General features: G+C 64.5%; 11 protein-coding genes. 1 reads left to right on the top strand and 10 read right to left on the bottom strand.

The window, feature by feature from the left end; translation table 11 throughout:
* Positions 1 to 3: 3 nt before the first annotated feature.
* A complete protein-coding gene (locus IVB23_RS19915; protein ID WP_247799762.1) occupies positions 4 to 576 on the bottom strand; it encodes a hypothetical protein in 573 nt (190 codons plus the stop codon).
* A gap of 117 nt (positions 577 to 693) precedes the next feature.
* Between IVB23_RS19915 and IVB23_RS19920 the strand changes: the two genes are divergently transcribed.
* Positions 694 to 1,287: a DUF4337 domain-containing protein gene (locus IVB23_RS19920; protein WP_061880201.1), complete on the top strand. Its 594-nt coding sequence runs from the start codon at positions 694 to 696 to the stop codon at positions 1,285 to 1,287.
* Between the two features lie 184 nt (positions 1,288 to 1,471).
* Here IVB23_RS19920 and IVB23_RS19925 read toward each other — a convergent pair whose 3' ends face one another.
* From IVB23_RS19925 to mdh, 9 genes are all read right to left on the bottom strand, one after another.
* Complete coding sequence (locus tag IVB23_RS19925; protein ID WP_194390819.1) at positions 1,472 to 2,002, bottom strand: hypothetical protein; 531 nt, start codon at positions 2,000 to 2,002, stop codon at positions 1,472 to 1,474.
* Positions 2,003 to 2,037: 35 nt separating this feature from the next.
* The gene (gene lpdA / locus IVB23_RS19930; protein WP_247799763.1) at positions 2,038 to 3,438 is read right to left on the bottom strand and encodes a dihydrolipoyl dehydrogenase; all 1,401 of its coding nucleotides are present in this window, start codon (positions 3,436 to 3,438) and stop codon (positions 2,038 to 2,040) included.
* A 57-nt stretch (positions 3,439 to 3,495) separates the two neighbouring features.
* Positions 3,496 to 4,245: an SDR family oxidoreductase gene (locus IVB23_RS19935; protein ID WP_247799764.1), complete on the bottom strand. Its 750-nt coding sequence runs from the start codon at positions 4,243 to 4,245 to the stop codon at positions 3,496 to 3,498.
* Positions 4,246 to 4,311: 66 nt separating this feature from the next.
* The gene (odhB, locus tag IVB23_RS19940; RefSeq protein ID WP_247799765.1) at positions 4,312 to 5,553 is read right to left on the bottom strand and encodes a 2-oxoglutarate dehydrogenase complex dihydrolipoyllysine-residue succinyltransferase; all 1,242 of its coding nucleotides are present in this window, start codon (positions 5,551 to 5,553) and stop codon (positions 4,312 to 4,314) included.
* 153 nt (positions 5,554 to 5,706) lie between these two features.
* A complete protein-coding gene (locus IVB23_RS19945) occupies positions 5,707 to 8,676 on the bottom strand; it encodes a 2-oxoglutarate dehydrogenase E1 component (RefSeq protein ID WP_197969263.1) in 2,970 nt (989 codons plus the stop codon).
* Positions 8,677 to 8,814: 138 nt separating this feature from the next.
* On the bottom strand, positions 8,815 to 9,699 hold the full coding sequence (sucD, locus tag IVB23_RS19950) for a succinate--CoA ligase subunit alpha (protein ID WP_247799766.1): 885 nt from the start codon (positions 9,697 to 9,699) through the stop codon (positions 8,815 to 8,817).
* Between the two features lie 35 nt (positions 9,700 to 9,734).
* A complete protein-coding gene (locus tag IVB23_RS19955) occupies positions 9,735 to 10,214 on the bottom strand; it encodes a DUF1579 domain-containing protein (RefSeq protein ID WP_247799767.1) in 480 nt (159 codons plus the stop codon).
* Positions 10,215 to 10,218: 4 nt separating this feature from the next.
* A complete protein-coding gene (sucC, locus tag IVB23_RS19960; protein ID WP_247799768.1) occupies positions 10,219 to 11,415 on the bottom strand; it encodes an ADP-forming succinate--CoA ligase subunit beta in 1,197 nt (398 codons plus the stop codon).
* 219 nt (positions 11,416 to 11,634) lie between these two features.
* The gene (mdh, locus tag IVB23_RS19965; protein WP_028177733.1) at positions 11,635 to 12,603 is read right to left on the bottom strand and encodes a malate dehydrogenase; all 969 of its coding nucleotides are present in this window, start codon (positions 12,601 to 12,603) and stop codon (positions 11,635 to 11,637) included.
* Positions 12,604 to 12,911 lie beyond the last annotated feature (308 nt).

Here is a 12,911-nt window from a genome sequence, read left to right on the forward strand (position 1 = left end):
GGCTCAGTTCGCGAGATATTCGATGTCGTAGACGTAGTTCGAGCCGCGTCCGACCTCGACGCGGACCCTGGGCTTGACTTTCTCCAGGCGCTCATAGAGCGGCTCTGTAACTCTGACCGTTTGGCTTGCGATCCGGACAAGATAATCCGCCTTGAGGCTGCTACTTGACCTCCATGCACGATCGACACTGCCTTCGATCACGATCCGGGACGTCAGGTGATCGAGAAACAGCATCCGTCCGGCATACCACGCAATACCGCTGCCGAGCAGCATAATCAGGATCATCGAGCCGAGCACCTTCGCCTTGTCACGCCACGAGCCGTACAAAGAAGGTTGCCACAACGGTGCCCCCGCCATCATCAGGCCCATCACAATCATCAGTATATGGACGTCGTTGACGGCGCTGATCGAACTCTTGTCATAAAACGGCAACAGAACGATGTAGGTCCCGCAGAGCGCGAAAACAATCTTGCCAAGGTACGGAAAAGCCGCGGTGTTGCGGGCCTTCAACAGCGCAATCACAGAGATGACGATGGAAGGCCAGGCGCAAGCTGCAATGAATTCCGCTGTGGTCATGACACAGGACTAGAATGGTCTCGAACGCAAAACCCTTAATTGCAAACGCCACGGGTGCTGGCACTTGCGCCTGTCGCGCGGTTCGGTCAATCGTTGGTAAACAGTCAGGAGAGATTTATGGGCGCCCACGAAAGCATGGAGCACGCCGAGCACGCTGAGCACGCGTCCGGCTCGAACAAGAAGATCGCGCTTCTGATCGCGGTGCTGGCGCTGTTCCTGGCGATCTCCGAGACGCTCGGCAAGGGCGCCCAGACCGAATCGATCAGCAAAAACGTCGAGGCCGCCAATCTCTGGGCATTCTTCCAGGCCAAGAGCATCCGCCGCACCGTGGTGATCACTGCGGCCGAGCAGGGCAAGCTGACGCTGGGTTCGCTGGCCGACGACGCCGCCATGAAGGCGGCGGTGCAGAAGCAGATCGACGACTGGACCAGGACCGCACAGCGCTACCGCTCCGAGCCGGAGACCGGCGAAGGCACCGAGCAGCTCGCGGAGAAGGCCAAGCACGCCGAGCATGCGCGCGACGAGGCGACCGCGAAATACCACCATTTCGAGCTGGCCTCGGCGGCGTTCCAGATCGGAATCGTACTGGCCTCGGCCACCATCATCACCGGCATGCTCGCGCTGGCCTATGTCAGCGGCGTGCTGACGATCGCCGGCCTGATCATGACCGCGCTCGGCCTGTGGTGGCCGCATCTCTTGCATTTGCATTGAGGGGGCGCTGCCGCGCACGCCTCTGAAGCCACAAGAACGGTGTCATGCCCCGGCTTGACCGGGGCATCCAGTACGCCGCGGCTTCTCGGTTCAATCATTGACGTCTCTGGAATACTGGATTGCCCGCCTTCGCGGGCAATGACACCGAATTTCTGGCGATGACCGTGTGTATGCAACGCGCAGCTCACCGCGCCTGGTGCACGCTCCTGCGGAAGCGCTGGATCATGCGCAGCGTTCGTGACGACCATCCCTCGCCGTTGCCGGCGATCAGCTCCCTGATGCGGCGCTTGATCGGATCGACCAGTTCGGCGGCCTTGGCGCGCACCTTCAGCACCAGATCGTAGATCCGCTCGAACCAGTGCATCTCCAGCAGCTTGTGGCGCGTCACGTCGAACACGAAAGCGGTGACGCCGACGCCGACCAGCTTTGCGAACACGATCATGAAGACCGCGCTGGTCCAGTATTCGTGCGCGAGCAGCCAGAGGCCGACCAGCTTGAGCGGAAATAGCGGGACGATGGGGACCGCGAACACGATCAGCGTCATGGCCGGCGACAGCGCATTGACGCGCTCCGTCAGCCAATGCTTGAACCGCGCGAGCGGGATGGCTGCGACGACCTTGGCAACGATCGGCTCGAGATGGTCCCACAACCAGGCTTCGATCAGGAAGATGATCGCAAGCAGGACCCAGACCGGTTGAAGGAGGCGGCGCAGCATATGTTTCCCGCCCGATTCGATGCTGGGGCGCGGGCCTACATATGGATGGCCCGCTTGCCGACCGCAAGCGCGGCTTCCTTGACGGCCTCCGAGCGGGTCGGATGGGCGTGGCAGGTGCGCGCGAGATCCTCCGCACTGCCGCCGAATTCCATGAGAACGCAGGCTTCATGGATCATTTCGCCGGCTTCGCGGCCGATGATGTGCACGCCGAGCACGCGATCGGTCTTCGCATCTGCGAGAACCTTCACAAAGCCGTCAGTGGTCTGGTTGACCTTGGAGCGGCCATTGGCGGTGAACGGAAACTTTCCGACGGTGTAACCGATGCCCGCCTGCTTCAGCTCCTCCTCGGTCTTGCCGACGGAGGACACTTCCGGCGTGGTATACACGACGCCCGGGATGACATCGTAGTTCACGTGACCGGCTTGGCCGGCGATGATCTCCGCGACGGCAACACCTTCATCCTCGGCCTTGTGCGCGAGCATCGGGCCGGCGACGACGTCGCCGATGGCGTAGACGCCCTTCAGGCTGGTGGCGAAATGCGGATCGATCTGCACGCGGCCGCGCGCGTCGAGCGCGACGCCGGCTTCCTTCAGGCCGAGACCGTCGGTGTAGGGCACGCGGCCGATGCAGACGAGCACAACGTCGGCCTCCAGCGTCTCGGCAGCGCCGCCGGCGGCGGGCTCGATCGTCGCCTTCAGCGTCTTGCCCGAAGTGTCGACCGCGGTGACCTTGGCCCCCAGCTTGAACGCAAAGCCCAGCTTCTCGAGGATGCGCTGGAATTGCTTGGCGATCTCGCCGTCCATGCCGGGCAGGATGCGGTCGAGGAATTCGACGACGACGACGTCCGCACCGAGACGGTGCCAGACCGAGCCGAGCTCGAGGCCGATCACGCCGGCGCCGACGATCAGGAGCTTGCCGGGGACCTTGTCCAGCGACAGCGCGCCGGTGGACGACACGATACGCTTCTCGTCGATCTCGATGCCCTTGAGGCGCGCGATGTCGGAGCCGGTAGCGATGACGACGTTCTTCGTTTCGATGACTTGCGACTTGCCGTCGGCGGAGACCTCGACCTTGCCGGTGCCGAGGATCTTGCCGGTGCCCTTGAGCACGTCGATCTTGTTCTTCTTCATCAGGAACTCGACGCCCTTGACGTTGCCGTCGATGCCCTGCTGCTTGAAGTTCATCATCGCCGGCAGATCGAGCTTCGGCGACGAGACCGACACGCCCATCTTCGCGAAGGAATGGCCGGCTTCCTCGAACATCTCGGAGGCGTGCAGCAGCGCCTTCGACGGCATGCAGCCGACATTGAGGCAGGTGCCGCCGAGCGTGGCGTTCTTTTCGACCACGGCGACTTTCATGCCGAGCTGGGCGGCGCGCACCGCGCAGACGTAACCGCCCGGTCCGGTGCCGATGACGACGAGATCGTAGGTAGCCATGAGAGAAAGTCCCGTGAGGTTAGGCGTGATGAGGATGTGTCAGCGTCCGCCGGAGCGTCAGCGACCGCCGGACACATCGAGAATGGCTGAGGTGACGTAGGAGGCCTCGTCCGACAGCAGCCAGACGATGGCGTTGGCGATTTCATCGGCGGTGCCGACGCGCTTCATCGGCACCATATGGGCCAGACGATGGGCGCGGTCGGGCTCGCCGCCGGCAGCGTGGATCTCGGTGTCGATCAGGCCGGGACGGATCGCGGCGACGCGGATGCCTTCGCCCGCGACCTCGTAGCCGAGGCCGACGGTGAAGGAATCCACCGCGCCCTTGGAGGCGGCGTAATCGACATAAGTGTTGGGTGCGCCGAGCCTGGCAGCAACGGACGAGAGGTTGACGATGACGCCGCCCTCGCCGCCATGCCTGGTCGACATCCGCTTGATGGCTTCGCGCGCGCAGAGGATGGAGCCGGTGACGTTGACCGCCATCACGCGCTGGATGCGCTCGGCCGACATCTCGTCGACCCGCACGCCGCTCTTGCCGACAATGCCGCCGTTGTTGACGAGCGCGCCAAGTGTGCCCAGCTTGTCAGCTTCCTTGAACAGGGCGAGGATGTCGCTTTCCTCGGCGACATCGCATTTCACCGCGATGGCCTTGCCGTTGGCGGCCTCGATCTGCGCGACCACCTCGTCGGCGGCCTTCTTGTTGCTGGCATAGCCGACCACGACGCGATAGCCGCGCGCGGCCGCCGCGATCGCGGTCGCCCGCCCGATGCCGCGGCTGCCGCCGGTGATGACAACGACCTTATCTGTCATGCGCACCTCCATGGTTCGACACGCGCCGCCGCGCTGATCGCGACGGCGCTCGCAAAGCGACAGGGATCAGAGATCGAGCACCAGGCGCGCCGGATCTTCCAGGCTCTCCTTGACGCGGACCAGGAAGGTGACGGCTTCCTTGCCGTCGATCACGCGGTGATCGTAGGACAGCGCCAGATACATCATCGGGCGGACCTCGATCTTGCCGCCGACGACCATCGGCCGCTCCTGGATCTTGTGCATGCCGAGGATGCCGGACTGCGGCGCGTTCAGGATCGGGGTCGACATCAGCGAGCCGTAGATGCCGCCATTGGTGATGGTGAAGGTGCCGCCCTGCATCTCGTCGATCTTGAGCTGGCCGTCGCGGGCGCGGCGGCCGAAATCGGCGATGCTCTTCTCGATGTCGGAGATCGACTTGTGGTCGCAGTCACGCACCACGGGCACGACCAGGCCCTTGTCGGTGCCGACGGCGACGCCGATGTGATAGTAGTTCTTGTAGATCAGGTCGCTGCCGTCGATCTCGGCGTTGACCGCCGGGATGTCCTTCAGCGCCTGCACGACGGCCTTGGTGAAGAAGCCCATGAAGCCGAGCTTGGCACCGTGCTTCTTCTCGAACGCATCCTTGTAGTGGGCGCGCAGCGCCATGACGTTGGTCATGTCGACCTCATTGAAGGTCGTGAGCATGGCCGCGGTGTTCTGCACGTCCTTGAGGCGGCGCGCGATGGTCTGGCGCAGCCGGGTCATCTTGACGCGCTCCTCGCGGGCGGCGTCATCGGCCGGCGACGGCACGCGAACCTGCACGGCGGCGGCGGGCTGGTTGACCGGGGTCGGCGCGGAGGCGGCGCGCTCGATCGCAGCCAGCATGTCGCCCTTGGTGACGCGGCCGTCCTTGCCGGAGCCCGGAACGGTCGAGGCGTCGACGCCGGTCTCGGCCGACAGCTTGCGCACGGACGGGGCAAGCGGCGCATCGGCCGGCGGCGCCTTCGGCGCGGCGGGAGCCGGCGCGGGAGCAGCGGCGGCAGCCGCAGGAGCAGCAGCCTTGGCCGGCGCAGCGGCGGGCTTGGCTGCCCCGGCACCTTCGGTGATCTGACCGAGCAGCGCGCCCACGGCGACGGTCGCGCCATCGGCGGCGATGATCTCGCTCAGCGTGCCCGCGGAAGGCGCGGGGACTTCGATGGTGACCTTGTCGGTCTCGAGCTCCACCAGGGGCTCGTCGACGGCGACCGGGTCGCCGGCCTTCTTGAACCAGCGGCCGATGGTGGCCTCGGTGACGGATTCGCCGAGCGTCGGCACACGAATTTCAGTCATGGTCTTTTCCTTAAGGAGATCGCGGTCTTGAATTCATGTGTCATCGCCCGCGAAGGCGGGCGATCCAGTACGCCGTGACGTCGATGAGCAGAACGAATGCCGCGGAGTACTGGATGCCCCGCCTTCGCGGGGCATGACTCAGTTTGAAATTGCCTAGCTCAGTGCTTCGTCCAGGAACGCCTTCAGCTGCGCCTGATGCTTGGACATCAGACCCGTGGCGGTCGCGGCGGAAGCGGCGCGGCCGACATAACGCGGACGCCGGCTCACGCCGTTCACCTGGTTCAGCACCCATTCCAGATAGGGCTCGATGAAGTGCCAGGCACCCATGTTGCGGGGCTCTTCCTGGCACCACACCACTTCGGCCTTCTTGAAGCGCGACAGCTCGGCGACCAGCGCCTTCAGCGGCACAGGATAGAGCTGCTCGATGCGCATCAGGTAGATGTCGTCGATGCCGCGCTTCTCGCGCTCCTCGTAGAGGTCGTAATAGACCTTGCCGGAGCAGAGCACGATGCGGCGGATCTTCTCGTCCGGAACGAGCTTGATCGCCTCGCTCGGCAGCATCTGGGCGTCATCGTACAGGATGCGGTGGAAGGTCGTTCCCTTTGCCAGTTCTTCGAGACGCGACACCGCCCGCTTGTGCCGCAGCAGCGACTTCGGCGTCATCATGATCAGCGGCTTGCGGATCTCGCGGTGGAGCTGGCGGCGCAGCGCGTGGAAGTAGTTCGCCGGCGTGGTCGGGTAGACCACCTGCATGTTGTCTTCCGCGCACATCTGCAGGTAACGCTCGAGGCGCGCCGAGGAGTGCTCCGGCCCCTGGCCCTCATAGCCGTGCGGCAGCAGGCAGACGAGACCGGACATGCGCAGCCATTTGCGCTCGCCCGAGGAGATGAACTGGTCGAACACGACCTGCGCGCCGTTGGCGAAGTCGCCGAACTGGGCTTCCCAGAGCGTCAGCGTGTTCGGCTCGGCGAGCGAATAGCCGTATTCGAAGCCGAGCACGGCTTCTTCCGACAGCAGCGAGTTGATGACCTCGTAGTGGCCCTGCTCGTGACCGAGATGGTTGAACGGCGTGTAGCGGCTCTCGTCCTCCTGGTCGATCAGGACCGAGTGGCGCTGCGAGAAGGTGCCGCGCTCCGAATCCTGTCCGGACAGGCGGACGTGATGGTTTTCGTTGAGCAGCGAGCAGAACGCCAGCGCCTCGCCGGTCGCCCAGTCGATGCCGGCGCCGGTGTCGATCGCCTTCGCGCGGTTATCGAGGAAACGCTGGATGGTGCGGTGAACGCGGAAGCCGTCCGGCACCTTGGTGATCTTGCGGCCGATATCCTTCAGCGTGGCGATGTCGACGCCGGTGACGCCGCGCCGCGCGTCCTCTTCCTGGTCGGCGATCTTGAAGCCGGACCACTTGCCGTCGAGCCAGTCGGCCTTGTTCGGCTTGTAGGAGGTGCCGGCCTCGAACTCGGCATCGAGCCGCGAGCGCCAGTCGGCCTTCAGCTTGTCGACCTCGCCCTCGGTGACCACGCCTTCGGCAATCAGGCGCTTGGAGTAGAGAGTGAGGGTCGAGGGATGGGCCGCGATCCGCTTGTACATGACCGGCTGGGTGAACGCCGGCTCGTCGCCCTCGTTGTGGCCGTAGCGGCGATAGCACCACATGTCGATGACGACGGGCTTGTGGAACTTCTGACGGAATTCGGTCGCGACCTTGGCCGCGAAAACGACGGCTTCCGGATCGTCGCCGTTGACGTGGAAGATCGGCGCGTCGATCATCTTCGCCACATCGGACGGATAGGGCGAGGAGCGCGAGTAGCGCGGATAGGTCGTGAAGCCGATCTGGTTGTTGACGATGAAGTGCACGGAGCCGCCGGTGCGGTAGCCCTTCAGGTCGGACAGGCCGAAGCACTCCGCCACCACGCCCTGGCCGGCGAACGCGGCGTCGCCATGCATCAGGAGCGGCATGACGGAGATGCGCATGTCCGGCGGATCGCCGTGCTGGTCCTGCTTCGCACGCACCTTGCCGAGCACGACGGGATCGACGATCTCGAGATGCGAAGGGTTGGCGGTCAGCGACAGATGGATCCGGTTGCCGTCGAACTCGCGGTCCGAGGAGGCGCCGAGGTGATATTTGACGTCGCCGGAGCCTTCCACCGCGTCGGGATTGGCCGAGCCGCCCTTGAATTCGTGGAACAGCGCGCGGTGTGCCTTGCCCATCACCTGGGTCAGCACGTTGAGGCGGCCGCGATGCGGCATGCCCAGCACGATCTCCTTCACGCCGAGATTGCCGCCGCGCTTGATGATCTGCTCCAGCGCCGGGATCAGCGATTCGCCGCCGTCGAGGCCGAAGCGCTTGGTGCCGGTGAACTTGGTGTCGCAAAACTTCTCGAAGCCTTCGGCTTCGATCAGCTTCATCAGGATGGCTCTGCGGCCTTCGCGGGTGAACGAGATCTCCTTGTCGGGTCCCTCGATGCGCTCCTGGATCCAGGCCTTCTGCGCGGCATTGCTGATATGCATGAACTCGACGCCGAGCGTCTGACAGTAGGTGCGCTCGCAGATCGCGGTGATCTCGCGCAAGCTGCCGTATTCGAGGCCGAGCACGTGATCGAGGAAGATCTTGCGGTCGTAATCGGCCTCGGTGAAGCCGTAGGTGCGCGGATCGAGCTCTTCGCGGTTGCGCGGCGCTTCGATGCCCAGCGGGTCGAGCTTTGCATGGAAATGGCCGCGCATGCGGTAGGAGCGGATCAGCATCAGGGCGCGGACGGAGTCGCGCGTGGCCTGGAGCAGATCGGCGGAGGAGATATCGGCGCCCTTGTCGCCTCCCTTGGCCTGCGCCCTGGCAGCGATCTTGGCACCGACTGTCTTCTCGACTTCGGCCCAGTTGCCGTCGAGCGCCGAGGTCAGATCGTCTTGAGGCGTCAGCGGCCAGTTGGCGCGCTCCCAGGACGGGCCTTGAGCATTCTTGCGGACGTCGTCCGGCTGGTCCTTCAGGCTCTTGAAGAACTCCTGCCACTCGGCGTCGACCGAGGACGGGTCCTTCTCGTAGCGGGCGTAGATTTCGTCGATATAGGTGGCGTTGGTGCCCTGCAAAAAGGAAGACAAGGCAAAGGCTGCGTTCGCGTCCTGGCGAGACATACTGGAGTTCCTGGCGATTTCGGTTCGCGCATAACAAACGGCGCTGGCGCCCGAGCTCCCCGGCAGAGGCTCGGCGCGACAGGCACCCTTTACCCTATTTGCTGCGAAACTTCGCCCGGAAAAGCACGAAGGAGTGAATTAGCCTTTCAATTTTTCGGCAAGCGTATGGCCGAGGCGCGCGGGCGACGGGGACACTGTAATCCCAGCCGATTTCATCGCTTCGGTCTTGGACCCGGCATCGCCCTTGCCGCCCGAGATGATCGCGCCGGCATGCCCCATGCGGCGGCCGGGAGGGGCGGTGACGCCGGCGATGAAACCGACCATCGGCTTCTTGCGACCGCGCTTGGCCTCGTCCTTGAGGAACTGGGCGGCGTCCTCCTCGGCGGAACCGCCGATCTCGCCGATCATGATGATCGATTCGGTCTTGGGGTCGGCGAGCAGCATCTCCAGCACGTCGATGAACTCGGTGCCCTTGACCGGGTCGCCGCCGATGCCGACCGCGGTGGTCTGGCCGAGGCCTTCCTGGGAGGTCTGGAACACGGCCTCATAGGTCAGCGTGCCCGAGCGGGAGACTATGCCCACCGAGCCGGTCTTGAAGATGTTGGCCGGCATGATGCCGATCTTGCACTCGCCGGCGGTCATGACGCCGGGGCAGTTCGGCCCGATCAGGCGCGACTTGGAGCCGGCCAGCGAACGCTTCACCCGCACCATGTCGAGAACAGGAATGCCCTCGGTGATGCAGACGATCAGCGGGATCTCGGCGTCGATGGCTTCGCAGATCGCGTCCGCCGCGCCCGGCGGCGGCACGTAGATCACCGAGGCATCGGCGCCGGTCTTCTCACGCGCGTCACGCACGGTGTCGAACACCGGCAGGCCCAGATGCGTCGAGCCGCCTTTGCCCGGCGAGGTGCCGCCGACCATCTTGGTGCCGTAGGCGATCGCAGCCTCGGAATGGAAGGTGCCGTTCTTGCCGGTGAAGCCCTGGCAGATGACCTTGGTGTTCTTGTCGATCAGGATGGACATGAGGTCTGCTTTCGCGAAACTAACAGAGTGAGAGGTCAGTGGATGCGGCGGTAGACGCCAGTGAGCACGTCGGCCCAGCCTTCCGCGTCCGGCGAGAACTGGATCCTCAACGAATAGGAATCGTCGTCGATGATCTCGTAGACGTGGCGCGCATTGCCGCGGAGCGAGCCGCGCACCAGCGTCAGGGTCTTGCCGACCCACCCGCCCGAAGCGGGCGAGGGCGGCGTGTAGCCGAGCGAGTCGTACCAGAACAATTTGTAGGTCCGGTCGTCGGGATCGTAGGTGAAGATGCCGTGAGTGGCGAAGACCTGCTTGCCGTCGCGCATCTGAACCGAGTCCTGGATCAGGTAGAACCCGTTGAGGTCCATGCGGGCGACGACGCGAGAGGTCGCCGGCCCGCCTTCCGTCCAGCGCGACGGGAAGACCACCTCTTCGCCATTCCATTCGCCAGCGAGCGCGGCGAGACGCGCGTGCTCGGGAAGCGGAGATGATGCGGCGAGATGGTCCTGGGCCATGGCCTTAGCCTCCCTTGACGGCCTTCACGATCTTCTGCGCGGAATCGTCGAGATTGTCGCCCGCAACGACGTTCAGTCCGGATTCATCGATGATCTTCTTGCCGAGCTCGACATTGGTGCCTTCGAGGCGAACCACCAGCGGCACGTTGAGGCCGACTTCACGAACCGCCGCCGTGACGCCCTCGGCAATCACGTCGCACTTCATGATACCGCCGAAGATGTTGACCAGGATGCCCTTCACGTTGGGATCGGCGGTGATGATCTTGAAGGCGGCCGCGACCTTCTCCTTGCTGGCGCTGCCGCCGACGTCGAGGAAGTTGGCGGGCGACATGCCGTAGAGCTTGATGATGTCCATCGTCGCCATGGCAAGACCGGCGCCATTGACCATGCAGCCGATATTGCCGTCGAGCGTGACATAGTTGAGGTCGTATTTCGATGCCTCGATTTCCTTGGCGTCTTCCTCGGTCTCGTCGCGCAGCGCGAGCACCTCGGGGTGACGGAACAGCGCGTTGTCGTCGAACGACACCTTGGCGTCGAGCACGCGGAGCTGGCCCTGCCTGGTCACCACCAGCGGGTTGATCTCCAGCATCGACATGTCCTTGGCGACGAAGGCGGCGTAGAGCTGCGCGGTGAGCTTCTCGGCCTGCTTGGCGAGATCGCCGGAGAGCTTCAGTGCGTTGGCGACGGTGCGGCCGTGATGGCCCATGATGCCGGTGGCGGGATCGACCGAGAAGGTCACGATCTTCTCGGGCGTGTTGTGCGCGACGTCCTCGATGTTGACGCCGCCTTCGGTCGACACGACGAACGAGACGCGCGAGGTCTCGCGGTCGACCAGGATGGAGAGGTAGAATTCCTTGTCGATGTCGGAGCCGTCCTCGACGTAGAGGCGGTTGACCTGCTTGCCGGCCGGGCCGGTCTGCACGGTCACCAGCGTCGCGCCCAGCATCTGCTTGGCGAATTCGGCGACCTCGGCGGCCGACTTGGCGATGCGGACACCGCCCTTGTCGCCGGCAGAGGCTTCCTTGAACTTGCCCTTGCCGCGGCCGCCGGCATGGATCTGGCTCTTCACCACCCAGACCGGGCCAGGCAGCGCCTTGGCCGCAGCTTCAGCGTCGGCGGCTTTGAGGACCGGGACGCCCTTGGAGATCGGCACGCCGAACTCGCCCAGCAGCGCTTTGGCCTGATATTCATGGATATTCATATGGTCGCTCCCTGAACCCGCGGGCGGTGACCTCATGGGCCCACCTCAGTCTTGTGGCTGGCATACCATATACCACAGGAACTGCAACCTGGATTCTTTGACTTCGAGATCTGGACTGCGCCGGAACCCGCCCGGCCTTCGACAAGTCAGTGAGCCGGGCTCCGGAAGTGAAACCGCCGAAGACCGGGTTTCGATCTTCGGCGGGGTATTGCTTGCGGCTTAGCGGCCGAGAAGATCGGGGGCGATCTTCTTGCAGGCATCGACCAGGCCCTGCACGGCGCCGACCGACTTGTCGAAGGCCTCGCGGTCCTTGCCGGCGAGCTCGATCTCGACCACGCGCTCGACGCCCTTGGACCCGATCACGACGGGGACGCCGACATACATGTCCTTCACGCTGTATTCGCCGTTGAGATAGGCGGCGCAGGGCAGCACGCGCTTCTTGTCCTTCAGATAGCTCTCGGCCATCGCGATCGCGGACGCGGCCGGGGCATAGAAGGCCGAGCCGGTCTTGAGCAGGTTGACGATCTCGGCGCCGCCATTGCGGGTGCGGTCGACGATCTCGTCGAGGCGCGCCTGCGAGGTCCAGCCCATCTTGACGAGGTCGGGCAGCGGGATGCCGGCGACGGTGGAGTACTTCACCAGCGGCACCATGGTGTCGCCATGGCCGCCGAGCACGAAGGCGGTGACGTCCTCGACCGAGACGTTGAACTCGTCCGCCAGGAAGTAGCGGAAGCGGGCCGAATCCAGCACGCCGGCCATGCCGACGACCTTCTTGTGCGGCAGGCCCGAGGCCTTCTGCAGCGCCCAGACCATGGCGTCGAGCGGGTTGGTGATGCAGATGACGAAGGCGTCGGGCGCGTACTTCTTGATGCCGGCGCCGACCTGCTCCATGACCTTGAGGTTGATGGAGAGGAGGTCGTCGCGGCTCATGCCGGGCTTGCGCGGCACGCCGGCGGTCACGATGCAGACCTTGGCGTTGTCGAGCGCCTCGTAGGAGTTCGCGCCGCTGTAGTGTGCGTCGAAGCCGTCGACCGGCGAAGACTGCGCGATGTCGAGCGCCTTGCCCTGCGGCACGCCCTCGGCGATGTCGAACATCACCACGTCGCCCAGCTCTTTCAGGCCGATGAGATGAGCCAGCGTTCCGCCGATCTGACCGGAGCCAATCAAAGCAATCTTGTCGCGCGCCATGTGAACCTGTCCTTTAGACACGTAAGGAGGGGAAAACTGAGACGGGTGGTTATCCCTTTCGCCTCCCCCGTTCAAGTCGCCCAATGCCCAATTGTCGGGCTTGGCGAGATTCCGGCCAACACACCCAAGCCGTCATTCCGGGGCGCGACGAAGTCACGAGCCCGGAATCCATAACCACGCCCGCGCTTGCGGCTTGCCGCATTCGCGGCAAATTGAAGATGGCGCACCCCTTACCCTTTGCGCGAATGGCCCAGGGCCAAGCGCGCCGGGAGTATGGATTCCGGGCTCGCGCTCCGCGCGCCCGGGAA

Source organism: Bradyrhizobium sp. 191 (assembly GCF_023100985.1).
Lineage (GTDB): Bacteria > Pseudomonadota > Alphaproteobacteria > Rhizobiales > Xanthobacteraceae > Bradyrhizobium > Bradyrhizobium diversitatis.

Bases quoted from the DNA above. Each gene is read 5' to 3' on its own strand.
- sucD (WP_247799766.1), bottom strand. From the start codon at position 9,699: ATGTCCATCCTGATCGACAAGAACACCAAGGTCATCTGCCAGGGCTTC.
- IVB23_RS19915 (WP_247799762.1), bottom strand. From the start codon at position 576: ATGACCACAGCGGAATTCATTGCAGCTTGCGCCTGGCCTTCCATCGTC.
- sucC (WP_247799768.1), bottom strand. From the start codon at position 11,415: ATGAATATCCATGAATATCAGGCCAAAGCGCTGCTGGGCGAGTTCGGC.
- IVB23_RS19945 (WP_197969263.1), bottom strand. From the start codon at position 8,676: ATGTCTCGCCAGGACGCGAACGCAGCCTTTGCCTTGTCTTCCTTTTTG.
- IVB23_RS19920 (WP_061880201.1), top strand. From the start codon at position 694: ATGGGCGCCCACGAAAGCATGGAGCACGCCGAGCACGCTGAGCACGCG.
- IVB23_RS19935 (WP_247799764.1), bottom strand. From the start codon at position 4,245: ATGACAGATAAGGTCGTTGTCATCACCGGCGGCAGCCGCGGCATCGGG.
- mdh (WP_028177733.1), bottom strand. From the start codon at position 12,603: ATGGCGCGCGACAAGATTGCTTTGATTGGCTCCGGTCAGATCGGCGGA.
- IVB23_RS19955 (WP_247799767.1), bottom strand. From the start codon at position 10,214: ATGGCCCAGGACCATCTCGCCGCATCATCTCCGCTTCCCGAGCACGCG.
- IVB23_RS19925 (WP_194390819.1), bottom strand. From the start codon at position 2,002: ATGCTGCGCCGCCTCCTTCAACCGGTCTGGGTCCTGCTTGCGATCATC.
- odhB (WP_247799765.1), bottom strand. From the start codon at position 5,553: ATGACTGAAATTCGTGTGCCGACGCTCGGCGAATCCGTCACCGAGGCC.
- lpdA (WP_247799763.1), bottom strand. From the start codon at position 3,438: ATGGCTACCTACGATCTCGTCGTCATCGGCACCGGACCGGGCGGTTAC.